A 15,852-nucleotide genomic window follows, 5' to 3' on the forward strand; every position below is an offset into this window, starting at 1 on the left:
CTGATTGACCGCGTCAGGATTGCGCGGTGATGGCCGGATAGCGCGGTTCGCTCGCGCGCAGGCGCTCGAGCGCGTGCAGGCAGAAATGCGCGAACCAGAGCGCCGAAAACACGAGGATGAACGCATACGCCCAGATCGTCGCGGCGGCGACGACCGGGAAAAGCGGCAGCAGCCAGACGGACCACGCCCACAGCATCGTCGGAACGGAACTCAGCAGTCCGCTCACGATGCCGATGGCGAGCAGCGGCCAGCGCGAAGCGCGCACGATGGCGCGCCGCTCGTCGGGACTCGCGTGGAGTGCGAGCGCGTCGTAAGTCATCACGCGATACGTGAGCCAGCCCCAAAGAAGCGGCGGAATTAGCGCGAAAAACGGGGGAATCAGCCACAGCGGCAAGGTGACGACGAGCGCGATCAGGCACACGATCGTCGTCACGACCGAATGTCCGAGACTGCCGTACCACGAGCCGCCGCGCCGCGCTTCGAGCGATGCGTAGTGGCCTTTCGGACGGCGCGTGAGCAGTTGGATCACGCCCGGCATCGACAACGTCGCGATCAGGAGCAGCACCGTCACGACGATCAGCGGAATCGTCACGATCACGACGAGAAACGGCGCAATGACCGCATGCAGCGACGAAAAGCCGACCGCGTCGAAGAGACGGTACATCGCGGAGGTGAGCGCCCAGCCCGCGAGCCAGCCGTTCGCGGCGCCGGTGAGCGTCTGCCAGAAGAACCAGAGGATTGCGCCCCACACGGCGGTGGCGAGGCCGAACGGCATGAGCGTGAGCCACAGCATGCGCGGGTGAAAGACGTTCGCAAGCGCGCGCACGAACGAACGCAGCAGATCATTCATGCGTGATTCGTCGAAAGAGAAGGAAACGACAGGATAAACCAGCGCGCGAAGGGCGCGCCGGAAGGGTCAAAGCGCGGCCTGGCGCTTGTCGGAAGCGGCCGCGCGGCGCGCCGCGAGACGCGCGCCGATGCGCCTGAACGCGAGCCAGTGCTGCTCGACGAAACCGTCGCCGTAGTTCACGGGCGCGACGCCGGGCGTGCCGAACTGGTCGCGGATGCCGGTCGGCTCGACGGTGCGGTCGAACGACGCGGAGCGAAAGAGAATGTCCCAGAACGAGAACAGCACGCCGAAATTGCAGCCGTAAGCGGTGCCTTCGTGTCCGTAGCCGATTGCATGATGACGCCGGTGAAACGCCGGGCTCACGAGAAGCCGCTCGCCGAGCCAGCCGTAGTGCAGGCGGATGTTCGCGTGCTGCAGGCTCTGCATCAGATTCGTGATCGCGACGAGCACGACGAACTGCGACGGCTCCACGCCGATCACGAGCGCCATCGCCGCGAAGAAACTGGATTGCAGGACGTCGTCGAGCAGGTGATTGCGGTCGTCGGACCACAGCGACATCTTCTGCTGGCTGTGATGCACCGCGTGCAGTTCCCACCAGATGCCGAAACGATGCTCCAGCCGGTGATACCAGTATCCCGCGAAATCCAGCAGAACGAGATAGATGCCGAAGGTAACGAGCGGCTGCGTGGTCACGCCGGGCCACAGATTGTCGATCTCGAGCGTCGGCACGCTGTGCATTCGCAGCCAGCTTTGCAGCGAATCGAAGATGGGCTGGAACGTGAAGAAGAAAAAGAGATTGAGGATGCCGAGCTTCACGATCCACGTGTAGAGCACGTCCACGCGCACGCCCTTGCGGTCCTGCCAGGGTTCCGCCGGCCGCAATGCTTCGAGCGGGCGCAGGACCGCGTACATGGCGAACACTTCGAGCACGCCCACGATGACCCAGTAGAGCGCGTCGTAGGTGTCCTCGTCGTAGTCCATCATGCCGATCTTGAAGAGCAGCGGCTGAACCGCATCCACGTACAACGTGGTTTGCAGCGAAGACACGATGCTGTCGAGAGACGCGAGAATGGAATGAAACATGGTGCTCCGTGGAACTCGAAACCGGTCCGGTGAGACGGCCCTGACTCAATCTCAATCGTAGTACAGCGCGGCGCCGCGCGCCCTGTCGCTACGCGTCGCCGGGCTCACGCGCCGTTCGGGGCGGTGACCGGCGCGCGATTCTGGAAATAGATGCCGTGCGGCGAACGTCCCACCGCGATCGTCTGGATGAGCTTGCGGCTTGCAAGGTCGATCACGCCGACATGCTTCGCGAAGCGGAACGTCACCCAGAGATACTTCTTGTCGGCGGAAAGTTCCATGTCGTCCGGTCCCGGCAGCAGACCGGTGATGTCGCCGACATTCGTGAGCGTCTCTTCGTCGATGATGCTGATGGTGTTCGCGACCCGATTCGACACGAGCACGTGCCGGCCGTCCACGAGGGAGCGGAAGTTGTGCGCGCCCTTGCCCGTGGTGATGGTTTTGACGACCTTCTGGTTGCGCCAGTCCACCACGGCGACGTAATCCGCGCCCGTCATGCCGACGAGCAGGAACTTGTCGCCCGGCGTGAGCCACACGCCCGCCGGCACCTTGCCGACCTTCATCTTCCATTTGACCGTCTGCGTCGGCAGGTCGATGGCCGCGATTTCACCCGATACCTGCAACGAAATGAACGCCGTCGTGCTGTCGTTGCTGAACGCGATGTGACTCGGCATCGTCGCGAGCGGCAGGCGCTTCGCGATGCTCAGGTTCCTGCCGTCATAGTGATAGATGTCGAGCCGGTCGAGCCGCAGGCCGGTCGAGACGAACCACTTGCGGTCGGGCGAGAAGCCGATCTGGTACGGATCCTCGATGTCCTGCACCCAGCGCTGCATCGCGCCGGTTTTAGGATCGACGAACATCAGATTGTTCGACACCGAATTCGCGACGATCAGCGACGAGTTGTCGGGCGTCGGCATCAGATGGTGCGGCTCCTTGCCGGTCGGCACCGTGCCGACGACCTGGTGCGTGTTCTCGTCGATGAGGCTCAGCGTGGCTTCCGCCGAGTTGAGCACGATGACGTTGTTGGCGAATGCCGCGGTGGCGGTAAGCGCGGCGGCAGCGGGAACCGCGAGGCGCGCGGCGCGCGCGGCGGCAGCGCGCAGGCGGCCGGAAAAAGAAGGAAAGCGCATGAAAAGTAGGCGTCGGAAAGCAGGCGTCATTGTAGAACGTTTGCCTGCCCCGGCGCGTTGACGACGCGGCTCTTTTCGCGCAATACGCTGCGCATGCGCAAGAAATGCCGCCTCTTGCATGGGCGTTAGGCGGCGTTGCGTCGCAATCGTGCGAAACAGCGCGCAAAACACCGCGTGTTAACGCTGCATCGATTCCCAGACTTTGTGGAGGCGCTTCACCGAAACAGGCATCGGCGTGCGCAGTTCCTGCGCGAACAGCGAAACGCGCAATTCCTCGAGCAGCCAGCGATATTCCCCGAGCCGCGCATCCGCGACGCCGCCGCGCTGCGCGAGCGCGCGCTGATACTGCTGCGCGAGCGGCTGAAAGTCGGCGAAAAGCCGCGCGTCGCGGGCGGGATCGGCTTTCAGCTTGTCGATGCGCAGCGCGATTCCTTTCAGATAGCGCGGAAAGTGCGCCAGTTGCGCGTAAGGCGTATCGAGCACGAAGCGCTTGCTGATCAGCGCGCTCAGTTGCGCCTGAATGTCGGCGTGAGCGGCGGGAAACGGCTTCGCCTGCGCGAGTTTTTTCGCGAGCGCGGCGTATTCCGCGAGGATCGTCCCGGCGAGCCGCGCGATTTCGTTCGCGAGCAGCGTGAGACGGCCTTTGGCGGCGTCGCGGCGGGCGTGGAAGCTCGCGTCGTCGTCGGGCAGCGGGTCTTGCAGGCAGGCGCGATCCAGCGCCGTTTCCACGATCTGATCGCGCAATTCGTCGGCGGTGCCGAGCGCCATGAACTGCATCGACATTTCGCGCAGCCCCGGCAGGTTCTTCTCCAGATAACGGATCGGCTCGCGCAACTGCAGCGCGAACAGCCGCCGCAAACCCGCGCGATGAATGCGCGCCGCCTCTTCCGGGGAATCGAATACTTCGACGTCGCAGTGCGTGAGCCGGTCCACGAGCGCCGGATAGCCGAAAAGCGTCTGCCCGCGCCGGCCGATTTCGAGCAACTCGGGCAGCTTGCCGAAGTTCCACGTCGTCAGGTTTTCGTAGAGCGCCGTGCTTTCGCCGGTCGGCGTCTGCGCCTGCGCCGCGACGGGCGGCGCGCCCGACTCGGACAACGCGTCGAGTGCCGCCACCGCCGTCAGCTTCTGGAAATGCTGCTGCGCCTGCCCGCCCAGTTCGGCGCGCAACTGCGCAAGATTGCGGCCCATCGCGAGTTGACGGCCGTGCTCGTCGATCACCTTGAAGTTCATGAAAAGGTGCGCGGGCAACGTCTCGAGCTTGAAGTCGGTGCTTTTCACGGCGATCTGCGTCTCGTCACGAATATCGGCGATGAGCGCGTCGATAAGACCGCCCGCGCCGAACTTCGGCCCCGCGTGACGCCCGGCGAATCCCGCCGCGTACTCCGGCAGCGGCACGACATGGCGGCGCAGTTTCTGCGGCAGCGACTTGAGCAGAAGCTGCGTCTTTTCCTTGATCATGCCCGGCACGAGCCATTCGACGCGGCGCGCATCGATCTGATTCAGCCCGTAGAGCGGCACCGTCAGCGTGACGCCGTCGCGCGCCGCGCCCGGCTCGAAGTGATACGCGAGCGTCATTTCGATGCCCGACATCGTCATGCGCTTCGGGAAGAGATCGGTCGTGACGCCGGCGGCCTCATGGCGCATCAGGTCGTCGCGCGAGAGGAACAGCAGGCGCTCGTTGCCCGCCTTCTTCTGTTCGTCGCGATACCAGCGTTCGAACGCGGCGCCCGTCCAGATGTCATCGGGAAGGATTGAATCGTAGAAGCCGTAGATGAGTTCGTCGTCGACGAGCACGTCCTGGCGGCGCGACTTGTGTTCGAGTTGCTCGATGTCCGCAACCAGCTTGCGGTTGTGCGCGAAGAAAGGCAGGCGCGTCTCGAATTCGCCTTCGACGAGCGCGCCGCGAATGAACAGCTCGCGCGCGTATTTCGCGTCCTGCTTGCCGTAACTCACGCGCCGCCGCGCATAGACCGTGAGGCCGTAGAGCGTCGCGCGCTCGAACGCGACGACCTGCGCCGCCTTCTTCTCCCAATGCGCATCCGAGAGCGATTTCTTTAGCAGATGCGAACCGACGGTTTCCAGCCACTGCGGTTCGATCTTCGCGATCGTGCGCGCGTAAAGCCGGCTCGTCTCGACGAGTTCGCCCGCCATCACCCAGCGCCCCGCTTTCTTCAGCAGCGCGGAACCCGGCCACAGATAAAACTTGATGCCGCGCGCGCCGAGATAATGGGGTTCGTCGTCGGCCTTCATGCCGATGTTGCCGAGCAAGCCCGTCAAGAGCGACAGATGAATCTGCTCGAACGTGGCATCGGATTCGTTCAGACGCCAGCCCTGCTCGCGCACGACCGTGAGCAGTTGCGAATGCACGTCGCGCCATTCGCGCAGCCGCAGATGCGACAGGAAGTTCGCGCGGCACGCTTCGGCGAGCTGCTTGTTCGACTTCTTGTGCGCGACGGCTTCCTCGAACCACTTCCAGATGCGCGTCCATTGCAAGAATTCGGAGCGCTCGTCGACGAATTGCCGATGCTTTTCGTCCGCCTGCTCCTGCGCCTCGATCGGCCGGTCGCGCGGATCCTGCACGGACAGCGCGGAGGCGATCACGAGCACTTCGGTGAGCGCGTGATGATCGCGCGCGGCGAGAATCATGCGGCCGACGCGCGGATCGAGCGGCAGGCGCGCGAGCTCGCGGCCGAGACTCGTCAACGCATTGTCGTCGTCGACGGCGCCAAGTTCGTTCAGCAGTTGATAGCCGTCCGCGACGGCGCGTCCCGGCGGCGGCTCGATGAACGGGAAGGTTTCGATGGCCGTCAGATGCAGCGACTTCATCCGCAGAATGACCGCTGCCAGCGACGAGCGCAGGATTTCCGGATCGGTGAAGCGCACTCGCGCCTGAAAATCGGCTTCGTCGTAGAGACGGATGCACACGCCGTCCGCGACGCGCCCGCAGCGCCCCGCACGCTGATTCGCCGCCGACTGCGACACCGGCTCGATCTGCAACTGCTCCACTTTGTTGCGATACGAATAGCGCTTCACGCGCGCCGTGCCCGTATCGACGACATAGCGAATCCCCGGCACCGTCAACGACGTTTCCGCGACGTTGGTCGCGAGCACGATGCGCCGCGCGTTCGACGGCTTGAAGACGCGCTCCTGCTCCTGCGCGGACAGCCGGGCGAAAAGCGGCAGGATTTCGGTATGCGGCGGATGGTGTTTTCTGAGCGCTTCGGCGGCGTCGCGAATCTCGCGCTCGCCCGGCAGGAACACGAGCACGTCGCCGGGACCGACGCGGCACAGTTCGTCGACGGCATCGACGATGCCTTCCATCAGGTCGCGGTCGGCCTTGCGGTCGTTCCGCTTCGGCGCGGTGCCCTGCGCGTTTTTGATCGCTTCGCTTTCCTCTTCGATCGGCCGATAGCGGATTTCCACCGGATAGAGCCGCCCGCTCACTTCGATCACCGGCGCGGGCTTTTCTTCGCTGCCGAAATGGCGCGCGAAACGTTCCGCGTCGATGGTGGCGGAGGTGACGATCAGTTTCAGATCCGGCCTTTTCGGCAGGATTTCCTTTAGATAGCCGAGCAGGAAGTCGATGTTGAGGCTGCGCTCGTGCGCCTCGTCGATGATGATCGTGTCGTAGGCTTTCAGCAGCGGATCGGTCTGCGTCTCGGCGAGCAGGATACCGTCCGTCATCAGCTTGACGGACGCGCCCGGCGCGAGGTTGTCGGTGAAACGCACCTTGTAGCCGACGACTTCGCCGAAGGGCGTGGCGAGTTCCTCCGCGATGCGTCGCCCGGTCGCCGACGCCGCGATGCGCCGCGGCTGCGTGTGGCCGATCAGACCCGCGCCGCCCGGGCCGAGACCGCGCCCGAGCGCGAGGCAGATTTTCGGAAGCTGCGTCGTCTTGCCCGAGCCGGTTTCGCCGCTCACGATCACGACCTGATTCGCTGCAATCGCGCGCGCGATTTCCTCGCGGCGACCGGAAACGGGCAGCGCTTCGGGGAAGGTGATCGGCGGAATCGGGTTCGGCGTGACGATGCGCGATTCGCGCGGCTCGCGGGTTTTGCGCGGGCGTAGGCCGTTTGCTTGCGATGCAGCGGTTGAGTCACTTGCGGCGCGCGCTTTTTCACGCTCGGTCTGGGCATCGTTCCGTGGCCGGTGGCCGGTGGGACGAATCGCGTCGTTGCGATCGGAATGTGGGCGTTCGGCGCGCGCTTTCGCGGCGCCGCCGTTTTCTTGCGATGCCGCGCGGCCTTGGTCAGCGATTGGACCGGATGAAGAACGCCGATTCTCCGACGCCTGCGCGCGCTCGCCCTGCGCGACCGTTGTGCGGTCTGGCCCGGCTGTACGCGGCATCGTCGGCGCGCGCTCGGGGCGCTCTTTCGCCGAGGCTTCGCCCGAACGAACCGGCGCCGCATCGCCATGCGCTGTGGGGCGATTCACACGCGGCGCCGTTTTGTCGGGGCGATCTGCGGCGCGCGCCGGCTGGCCCGCGCCGCGTTTGCTGTCTGCCGAATTCGGCGATGCAGGCTCCGCGGGACGCGCCGCCGCATTCGGCTGTGCGCTTCCGGCTTTCGCCTTCGCGCGCGGCTGCGGTTCCGCGCGGGACGTCCGCTGTCCCGAAGAAGCCGAACCGCCGCTGGATGCTCGCGGCGTCTGCGCCTTCGCCGGAGCATCGGCGGCAATGCCAGACGTCGCGCCCTGCGTTCCGGCAAAAGAAGCGGAACCGCCGCCGGAAGCGCGCGGCGTCTGAGCCTTCGCCGAACCATCGGCGGCAACGCCAGACGTCGCGCCCCGAGTTCCGGCAAAGCGCCGCGCCGCCAGTTCCTTCTTGCTCAACCCTTCTGCCTCGTCCGCCGTTCCCTGCTTCGCTTCGCGCAACAAATTCTCGCGCAGCTTTTTCAGCTGGTCATGCGTGTCGAGGGAGGGATCGTCGGCGTGCGGCTTGCCCGGCTGGGCGGGGCGTCTGGAAACATTCGGCATAGCGTCGCATTATAATCCCGGGATGAATTCCCAATCCGACCTCACCCTCGCGTCGCAGCCGGCCGCAAGCGAAGCCGATGCGCCGAATCCCCTCGCCCAGTTCGTCGACTGGATGCGCTCCGTCGCGCCTTATATCCACGCGTTCCGCAACAAGACGTTCGTCGTCGCGTTCGGCGGGGAACTGGTGCAGGAAGGACGGCTCAACGCGCTAGTGCAGGACGTCGGTCTGCTGCACGCAATGGGCATTCAGATCGTGCTCGTGCACGGCTCGCGTCCGCAGCTCGACGAGCAGTTGAGCCTGCACGGCGTCGAATCGTCGTTCTCGCATGGACTGCGCATAACCGATGCCCGCGCGCTCGAATCCGCGAAGGAAGCCGCCGGCGAAGTGCGTCTCGACATCGAGGCGGCGATCAGCCAAGGCTTGCCGAATACGCCGATGGCGCACGCGCACATCAGCGTCGTCTCCGGCAACTTCGTGACCGCGCGGCCGGTCGGCATTCTGGATGGCGTCGACTTCCAGCACACCGGCGTCGTGCGCAAGATCGACGGCGATTCCGTGCGCCAGTCGCTCGCGAGCAACAAGATCGTGCTCCTGTCCTCGCTCGGATTCTCGCCGACGGGCGAAGCCTTCAACCTGTCGATGGAGGACGTCGCGTCCGCCGCCGCCATCGCGCTGCGCGCCGACAAGATCATCTTCGTGACGGAGATTCCCGGCCTCGTCGATCAGGAAGGCGAACTCGTGCGCGAAATGTCGCTCGACGACGCCTACCGCCTGCACGAATCCGGCGAATTGCAGGGCGACACCGCGTTCTATCTGAAGCACGCGATCCGTGCGTGCCGCGGCGGCGTCGCGCGGGCGCACATCATCCCTTACGCGCTCGACGGCAGCGTCCTGCTCGAACTCTTCCTGCACGACGGCGTCGGCACGATGATCTCGTATGAGAACCTCGAAAGCCTGCGCGAAGCCACGCCGGACGACGTCGGCGGCATCCTCACGCTGATCGAGCCGCTCGAAAGCGACGGCACGCTCGTGCGGCGCGGGCGGCATCAGATCGAACGGGACATCGACCACTTTTCGGTCATCGAGCACGACGGCGTGCTCTTCGGCTGCGCGGCGCTCTATCCGTACACGCAGGAACGCATCGGCGAGATGGCATGCCTCACCGTCGCGCCGGAAGCGCAAGGCTCGGGCGACGGCGAACGGCTTCTGAAGCGCATCGAGCAGCGCGCTCGCGCCCGCGGCCTGACGCGCATCTTCGTCCTCACCACGCGCACGGAGCACTGGTTCCTCAAGCGCGGCTTCGTGAAAGTGACCGTCGACGATCTGCCCGAAGACCGCCGCCGCCTCTACAACTGGCAGCGCAAATCGCTCGTTCTCATGAAACAGCTCTGAGGGGGCGTCGCACACGCGCCCCGCTACCCCCTACAGGAAGGAGAAACACACGATGGCCCGAATGGTTCAATGCGCAAAGCTCGGCAAGGAAGCCGAGGGACTCGACTTTCCGCCGCTGCCGGGCGAACTCGGCAAGCGTATTTACGAGACGGTCTCGAAGGAAGCATGGCAAGGCTGGCTCAAGCAGCAGACCATGCTCATCAACGAGAATCGGCTCAACATGGCCGATCCGCGCGCGCGCCAGTATCTGATCAAGCAGACGGAGAAATACTTCTTCGGCGAAGGCGCCGATACGGCGTCCGGCTACGTGCCGCCGCAAAGCTGATTGCGGCTTTCGCATCATCGAGAAACCGACCCGCGTGGTCGGTTTTTTATTGCCTGAATCGCAGCAAAGCGACTTCGGAAACCTAGGACACAAATCAGCGCAATCCTAAGCCCGACAAGGGCTACAGACGATCCCGACCGCCCGGCTAAACCGACCGGTTTGCACATCGTCTGTCATCGTGATAACATCTTGCTCGTTATCAACAGTAATTCACCATCATTCACGCGCAGCAATCTGCCCAGAAAGTCTTTCGGGCTACGCGCGGTAGTGACAGTTTTTATACAAAGAGGCTTGTCGGTTCAGCAGCACGCCGGCCTTTTTCGTTCCAAGCCTTGGTTTTCGCCGACGTAGCGGTTCCACCCGCGGCAGCCTCCCGGTTCGCCGTCCGCACGTCAAATTCGTTTGTTTCATCCGAGTGCAATTTCGCGACTTTCGCCGCGAGGCACCGGCACCGCGTTTTCCATTCGATCTTTCAGCTTCGGGCTTCCGGTCCGGCGCTGCGGGAAGCCGTTCGCCTTGCGTTCGGACGCTTCGAATGCGCTGCGGCGCCGTCACGAAACTGCACTATCCGGCAATACGCCGCTCATGCGGCGCGCTCGACGCCTCCTGTGAAGCGTCGGGCACCTGAAAACGGAGTCTATCGACCTATGACCGCCCTCAACGACGGCCTTTGGCGCAAGCATCAACCTTCGCAATCGCCTGACCTCTCGCTCGACGACATCACCATCGTCGATCAATCCCTTCTCAAGCGCGCAGTCGGCGCCATGGCCATCGGCAACGCGATGGAATGGTTCGATTTCGGCGTGTACAGCTACATCGCCGTGACGCTCGGCAAGGTGTTCTTTCCGTCGTCGAGCCCGGCCGCGCAGTTGCTCGCGACCTTCGGCACGTTCGCGGCGGCCTTTCTCGTGCGTCCGCTCGGCGGCATGGTGTTCGGCCCGCTCGGCGACCGCATCGGCAGAAAGCGCGTTCTCGCGATGACGATGATCATGATGGCCATCGGCACGTTCTGCATCGGCCTCATTCCGAGCTACGCGACGATCGGCGTGGCGGCGCCCGTGCTGCTGCTCGCCGCGCGTCTGGTGCAAGGTTTTTCGACCGGCGGCGAGTACGGCGGCGCGGCGACGTTCATCGCCGAATTCTCGCCGGACAAGAAGCGCGGCTTCATGTCGAGCTTTCTGGAATGCGGCACGCTCGTCGGCTATGTGCTCGGCGCGGGCGTGGTCGCGGTGCTGACGGGCGCGCTGTCGCAGGATGCGCTGCTCAACTGGGGCTGGCGCATTCCGTTTCTCGTTGCGGGTCCGCTCGGCCTCATCGGTCTCTATATCCGCATGAAGCTCGAAGAAACGCCCGCGTTCCAGCGCGAAGCCGACAAGATGGAAGCGGCCGCGCACGAAACGACCAAGGCGCAGTTCCGCGAAACGCTCGTGCAGCAGTGGAAGCCGCTTTTGCAGTGCGTGGGCCTCGTGCTGATCTTCAACGTGACGGACTACATGGCGCTGTCGTATCTGCCGAGCTATCTGTCCGCGACGCTCAAGTTCAACGAGACGCACGGCCTGTTCATCGTGCTGATCGTGATGGTGCTGATGATTCCGCTCACGCTTTTCGCGGGCCGTCTGTCGGACAAGATCGGCCGCAAGCCGGTGATGCTCGCGGGGTGCGTCGGCTTGCTGGTGCTGTCGATTCCGGCGCTTTCGCTGATCCGCGTCGGCAGCTTCGCGTCGATCTTCGCGGGCATGATGATCCTGGGCGCGCTCCTCTCGACCTTCACCGGCGTGATGCCTTCGTCGCTGCCGGCGCTCTTCCCGACGAAGATCCGCTACGGCGCGCTCGCGATCGGCTTCAACGTGTCGGTGTCGCTCTTCGGCGGCACGACGCCGCTAGTGACGGCGTGGCTCGTCGACAAGACCGGCAATCTGATGATGCCCGCGTACTACCTGATGGGCGCGTCGCTCATCGGCATCGTGTCGGTGCTCGCGCTGCATGAGACGGCGAAAAAGCCGCTCAAGGGCTCGCCGCCCGCGGTGGCGTCGCACTCGGAAGCGCACGCGATTTTGCGCGGCCATCGCGAAGCCGCCGAAATGGACGACGGATTCCCGGAAGGCACGGTTCGCGCGTAAGCGAAAACGTGTAGCGGTGAAAGACGAAGGGCCGGCGCGGCAAAGCGCCGGCCCTTTTTTTCATGCGATCAGCGTGACGATGCGCGCGTCGATGCCGCCCGCGCCGACCTCGAGCAGGCCGACAGTCACCGGCAACTTGAACCGGCGCGGCCCCGCGCTGCCCGGATTGACGAAGAGCACGCCGTCGCGCCGCGCGACGGCCGGCTTGTGCGAGTGCCCGGTCACGACGACATCGACGCCTTCGAGCGGCGCGGGTACGTCCGCGATATCGTGCACGACGTGAATCGTCGCGCCGCCCAGTTCGATGCGCGCGTGCTCCGGCAACGCCGCCACGCTCTCGGCCACGTCGTTGTTGCCGCGCACGACGGTGAGCGGCGCGAGTTGCGCGAGCGCATCGAGCACGTCGCGCCGGCAGATGTCGCCCGCATGGATGATGTGATCGCAGCCGGCGAGCGCGTCGAGCGCTTCGGCGCGCACGAGATTGTGGGTGTCGGAGATGAGGCCGATCTTCATCGCGGCTCAGTGCTCCTCGTTCAGCAAAATGCGCTCGATGCGGCGGTCCGGCACGAGCCACACGGCGGCAACGAGCGCATACATGACGGCCGCGAGCCACGGCTGCCAGAACGAGGCGGCGATGGCGGCGAGATACAGCAGCACGGACAACTTGCCCTTGCGATCCGCGCCGAGCGCGCGTTCGAGCGGCGAGTTCTCGCCGTGCATGGCGATCAGCGCGCGCGTGAGGATGTAATACGCGACGGCCGTCATGAAGAGCACAAAGCCGTAGGCGGCGGTCGGCACGGGACTGAGATGGCTTTCGCCCATCCAGTTCGTCGTGAACGGAAAGAGCGACAGCCAGAACAGCAGATGCAGGTTGGCCCAGAGCACCGAGCCGTTCACGCGCCCGATGGCGTGCAGCAGATGATGGTGATTGCTCCAGTAGATGCCGACGTAGACGAAGCTCAGCACATACGCGCTCAGCACGGGAACGAGCGGCGCGAGCGCGTCGAGCTCGTGGCCGTGCGGCACTTTGAGTTCCAGCACCATGATCGTGATGATGATGGCGATGACGCCATCGCTGAAGGCTTCGAGCCGGGTTTTGCCCATCCTGTGTCCTCGCGCTATGCCGATGCCGGAGCGCTGCACCGTGCATGCGGCTTGCGAGCGGCGGTCCGTCGCCGATTATGCGTGAGGGGCGCGGGCTTGTCATGCGCGCGGGGGCCCGCTTCCCACTTAGCCCCGCTCCGTTTCGGCACGCCACGGCGCAATGGTAGAATCGCGTCCGCCCCCGCCGGGGTGATGAAATTGGTAAACATAGCGGACTTAAAATCCGCCGCCTAACGGCTTGCCGGTTCGAGTCCGGTCCCCGGCACCAGCGCTTTGCCCGTCGCTTGTCGGTTGCCGCATTTCATGGCGGCGGAGCGCGGCCGTCCACACCAGGGAACAGTCATGCATAAAAAAATTCGGTCGATCGCAGCGCTCTTTTCATTAGGCATACTAAGTCTCGCACGCGTGGGAGAAGCGTCCGAACTCGTCACGGCAGACAATTTCAACCGCGCCGAAAGCGATCTCTATTTCAGCCAGACAGTGCAGCGCGCAGGAGGGCTCGGCAAGTTCTCTCATCGCCGCGAGCTTGCGTCGGTCGCATCGCAAGCGGTCGTTCGCACCAATCGGGACACGCTCTATTCAGCGGCCGTTTTCGATCTCGACGCCGGTCCGGTCACCGTCACCATGCCCGATGCGGGCAAGCGGTTCATGTCGCTCATCGCCATCGACGAGGACCAGTACGCGGCGGGCGTCCATTACGGCGCGGGCCGCTACACGTTCGACCGCGCGCACGTCGGCACGCGCTATCTGCTGCTCGGCGTGCGCGTTTTCGTCGATCCGAACACCCCGGCGGACCTCGCCCAGGCGCATGCGCTGCAGGACGCGATCCGTATCGAACAGCCGAACTCCGGCACGTTCGAAGTCCCCGACTGGGACCCTGCAAGCCAGAAAAAGGTGCGTGAGGCCCTGCTCACGCTGGCATCGACGCTGCCCGACACGCGCGGCATGTTCGGCGCGCGCGGCGAAGTGGACCCGGTGCGCCATCTGATTTCGACGGCGTCCGGCTGGGGCGGCAATCCCGAGAAGGACGCGACCTATGTGACCGTGACGCCGCCCGGAAACGACGGCAAAACGGTGTTCAGGCTCACCGTGAAAGACGTGCCGGTCGACGCGTTCTGGTCGATCACCATGTACAACGCGCAGGGCTATCTCGAGAAGAATGCCTACGACGCCTATTCGGTCAACAACATCACGGCGAAGAAGAATGCGGATGGCTCGGTGACGGTCCAGTTCGGCGGCTGCGACGGCGTGGTTCCGAACTGCCTGCCCACCCCGCCCAACTGGACTTACTGGGTGCGTCTCTACCGCCCGCGCGCCGAGATTCTGAGTGGTGCGTGGCGGTTCCCGGAACCGCAGCCCGTTCGTTAGACGGAAAACGGTTGTTTCGAGCCCAACCGCCGCCACATCGAGGCGGGAAGCCTGCCACAACAAGCTGGAGCGGACGTGCAATTCAAACGTTTCAAAATGAGCGCCGCCGCCGCGATCCTCGGCTGCACGATGACCGCGATAACAGCGACAGCCAGCGCCGCGGTCATGGACCTGCAGGTGCGCGTCATCGAGCGCCGCGGCTTCGAGGCGGTGGTCTGGGGCATGTCCGCCGTCAACTTCGACCTGATGGTTCAGGCGATGGCCCGTCTCGCGGGCGGCGACACCAGCAGCAACAAGATCGTGTACTGGTCGCGGCCGTCGAGCTGGAAAAATCAGACGCTCACGCCGAACCCCGACACCATCTATCTGATGCCGTTCTTCGATACGAGCAAGGTCGGCCCGGTCGTGCTGGAAATTCCGCCGGAAGGCGCGGGCACGATCGTCGGCTCGATCGACGACGCCTGGCAGACGGCGCTCGAAGACGTCGGACCCGCTGGCGCGGACAAGGGCAAAGGCGGCCGCTATCTGATTCTTCCGCCGGGCTACGACGGCGAAGTGCCGGGTGGATACATCGTGCTGCGCGCGAACACGTACAGCGGCTTCGCGCTCCTGCGCTCCAATCTGAAGGGCCGCACCGACGCCGAGATCGCGAACGCCGTCGAATACGGCAAGCGCGTCAAGCTGTATCCGCTGAAAGACGCCGCCGCGCCGGGACGAACGATGTTTCTGGACGCGAACGACACGCTCTTCGATTCGACCATTCCCTACGACGCGCGCATCTTCGAGTCGCTTGACCGCGTCGTGCAGAGGGAACCGTGGCTCACGCGCGACAAGGTCATGATCGACATGCTGAAGACCATCGGCATCGAGAAGGGACAGCCGTTCCGCCCGGACGACGACACGCAGGCCGCCCTGCGCAGCGCTGCGAAGGAAGCGCACCAATGGCTCGACAAGCAGTACGAGGCACAGTTCGCGCAGCCGTACTACGGGGGCACGCACTGGGCGCTGCCGGTTTCCGCCGCGCTCGTGCAGGGCCTCGGCGACAACTTCGCCGATCCGAACCGGTATCCGGTGGACGCGCGAGGCATGACCTACACGATCGGCTTTTTCAGCGCGAAGAAGCTCGGCACCGGCCAGTTCTATCTCGCGACGACGCGCGACGGCGCGGGCGGCATGCTCGACGGCGCGCGGACCTACCGGCTGCGCGTGCCGGCGCAAGCGCCCGTGCGCCAGTACTGGTCCGCGACCGTCTATGACCGCGCGACGCATACGCTCGTGCGCGACACCGCGTGGTCGAGCCGCGCATCCAACGATCCGAACGTCCAGAAGAACGCGGACGGCTCCGTCGACCTGTACTTCAGCCCGCAGGCCCCGGCAGGCAAGGAATCCAACTGGATACCCACGCGCGCCAACGGCCAATTCGAGATCCTGTTGCGCTTCTACGGCCCGGAAAAGCCGCTATTCGACAAGACCTGGCGCCTGCCCGATCTCGAACAGGCGTCCTGACC

General features: G+C 64.7%; 11 protein-coding genes and 1 tRNA gene. 6 read left to right on the top strand and 6 right to left on the bottom strand.

All coding sequences use genetic code 11. The features are described 5' to 3' along the window. Nucleotides 1-13 precede the first annotated feature (13 nt). The 4 genes from LDZ27_RS09245 to hrpA all read right to left on the bottom strand — a co-directional run bounded on the left by LDZ27_RS09245 (nucleotide 14) and on the right by hrpA (nucleotide 7,494). Nucleotides 14-850, bottom strand: coding sequence for an EI24 domain-containing protein (locus tag LDZ27_RS09245; protein ID WP_244813815.1), 837 nt, complete (start codon nucleotides 848-850; stop codon nucleotides 14-16). 66 nt (nucleotides 851-916) lie between these two features. Beyond that, nucleotides 917-1,933: a sterol desaturase family protein gene (locus tag LDZ27_RS09250; protein ID WP_244813816.1), complete on the bottom strand. Its 1,017-nt coding sequence runs from the start codon at nucleotides 1,931-1,933 to the stop codon at nucleotides 917-919. Between the two features lie 104 nt (nucleotides 1,934-2,037). Then, a complete protein-coding gene (locus LDZ27_RS09255; RefSeq protein ID WP_244813817.1) occupies nucleotides 2,038-3,060 on the bottom strand; it encodes a beta-propeller fold lactonase family protein in 1,023 nt (340 codons plus the stop codon). Between the two features lie 177 nt (nucleotides 3,061-3,237). Then, nucleotides 3,238-7,494 carry an ATP-dependent RNA helicase HrpA gene (gene hrpA, locus LDZ27_RS09260; protein WP_370653289.1) on the bottom strand — a complete coding sequence of 1,419 codons (4,257 nt, stop codon included), beginning with the start codon at nucleotides 7,492-7,494 and terminating at the stop codon, nucleotides 3,238-3,240. A gap of 562 nt (nucleotides 7,495-8,056) precedes the next feature. Between hrpA and argA the strand changes: the two genes are divergently transcribed. The 3 genes from argA (at nucleotide 8,057) to proP (ending at nucleotide 11,872) form a co-directional block, all read left to right on the top strand. Next, on the top strand, nucleotides 8,057-9,427 hold the full coding sequence (gene argA, locus LDZ27_RS09265) for an amino-acid N-acetyltransferase (RefSeq protein ID WP_244813818.1): 1,371 nt from the start codon (nucleotides 8,057-8,059) through the stop codon (nucleotides 9,425-9,427). A gap of 52 nt (nucleotides 9,428-9,479) precedes the next feature. Beyond that, entirely contained in the window at nucleotides 9,480-9,752 is a 273-nt protein-coding gene (locus tag LDZ27_RS09270) for an oxidative damage protection protein (RefSeq protein WP_061134749.1), read from the top strand. 647 nt (nucleotides 9,753-10,399) lie between these two features. Next, the gene (proP, locus tag LDZ27_RS09275) at nucleotides 10,400-11,872 is read left to right on the top strand and encodes a glycine betaine/L-proline transporter ProP (protein WP_244813819.1); all 1,473 of its coding nucleotides are present in this window, start codon (nucleotides 10,400-10,402) and stop codon (nucleotides 11,870-11,872) included. 60 nt (nucleotides 11,873-11,932) lie between these two features. Here the strand turns inward: proP and LDZ27_RS09280 are convergent, their stop codons facing one another. Together LDZ27_RS09280 and LDZ27_RS09285 are read right to left on the bottom strand one after the other, a co-directional pair. After that, on the bottom strand, nucleotides 11,933-12,385 hold the full coding sequence (locus tag LDZ27_RS09280) for a metallophosphoesterase family protein (protein WP_244813820.1): 453 nt from the start codon (nucleotides 12,383-12,385) through the stop codon (nucleotides 11,933-11,935). A 6-nt stretch (nucleotides 12,386-12,391) separates the two neighbouring features. After that, nucleotides 12,392-12,976, bottom strand: coding sequence for a TMEM175 family protein (locus tag LDZ27_RS09285; protein ID WP_244813821.1), 585 nt, complete (start codon nucleotides 12,974-12,976; stop codon nucleotides 12,392-12,394). Between the two features lie 183 nt (nucleotides 12,977-13,159). Between LDZ27_RS09285 and LDZ27_RS09290 the strand changes: the two genes are divergently transcribed. The 3 genes from LDZ27_RS09290 (at nucleotide 13,160) to LDZ27_RS09300 (ending at nucleotide 15,850) form a co-directional block, all read left to right on the top strand. After that, nucleotides 13,160-13,244: transfer RNA gene (locus tag LDZ27_RS09290), tRNA-Leu, on the top strand. Nucleotides 13,245-13,318: 74 nt separating this feature from the next. Beyond that, nucleotides 13,319-14,344: a DUF1254 domain-containing protein gene (locus LDZ27_RS09295; RefSeq protein WP_244813822.1), complete on the top strand. Its 1,026-nt coding sequence runs from the start codon at nucleotides 13,319-13,321 to the stop codon at nucleotides 14,342-14,344. A 75-nt stretch (nucleotides 14,345-14,419) separates the two neighbouring features. Beyond that, nucleotides 14,420-15,850: a DUF1254 domain-containing protein gene (locus tag LDZ27_RS09300; RefSeq protein ID WP_244813823.1), complete on the top strand. Its 1,431-nt coding sequence runs from the start codon at nucleotides 14,420-14,422 to the stop codon at nucleotides 15,848-15,850. The last annotated feature ends 2 nt before the right edge of the window (nucleotides 15,851-15,852 follow it).

It is taken from the genome of Caballeronia sp. Lep1P3 (genome assembly GCF_022879595.1).
Taxonomy (GTDB): domain Bacteria; phylum Pseudomonadota; class Gammaproteobacteria; order Burkholderiales; family Burkholderiaceae; genus Caballeronia.

Bases quoted from the DNA above. Each gene is read 5' to 3' on its own strand.
- LDZ27_RS09245 (WP_244813815.1), bottom strand. From the start codon at position 850: ATGAATGATCTGCTGCGTTCGTTCGTGCGCGCGCTTGCGAACGTCTTT.
- LDZ27_RS09250 (WP_244813816.1), bottom strand. From the start codon at position 1,933: ATGTTTCATTCCATTCTCGCGTCTCTCGACAGCATCGTGTCTTCGCTG.
- LDZ27_RS09255 (WP_244813817.1), bottom strand. From the start codon at position 3,060: ATGCGCTTTCCTTCTTTTTCCGGCCGCCTGCGCGCTGCCGCCGCGCGC.
- argA (WP_244813818.1), top strand. From the start codon at position 8,057: ATGAATTCCCAATCCGACCTCACCCTCGCGTCGCAGCCGGCCGCAAGC.
- LDZ27_RS09270 (WP_061134749.1), top strand. From the start codon at position 9,480: ATGGCCCGAATGGTTCAATGCGCAAAGCTCGGCAAGGAAGCCGAGGGA.
- proP (WP_244813819.1), top strand. From the start codon at position 10,400: ATGACCGCCCTCAACGACGGCCTTTGGCGCAAGCATCAACCTTCGCAA.
- LDZ27_RS09280 (WP_244813820.1), bottom strand. From the start codon at position 12,385: ATGAAGATCGGCCTCATCTCCGACACCCACAATCTCGTGCGCGCCGAA.
- LDZ27_RS09285 (WP_244813821.1), bottom strand. From the start codon at position 12,976: ATGGGCAAAACCCGGCTCGAAGCCTTCAGCGATGGCGTCATCGCCATC.
- LDZ27_RS09295 (WP_244813822.1), top strand. From the start codon at position 13,319: ATGCATAAAAAAATTCGGTCGATCGCAGCGCTCTTTTCATTAGGCATA.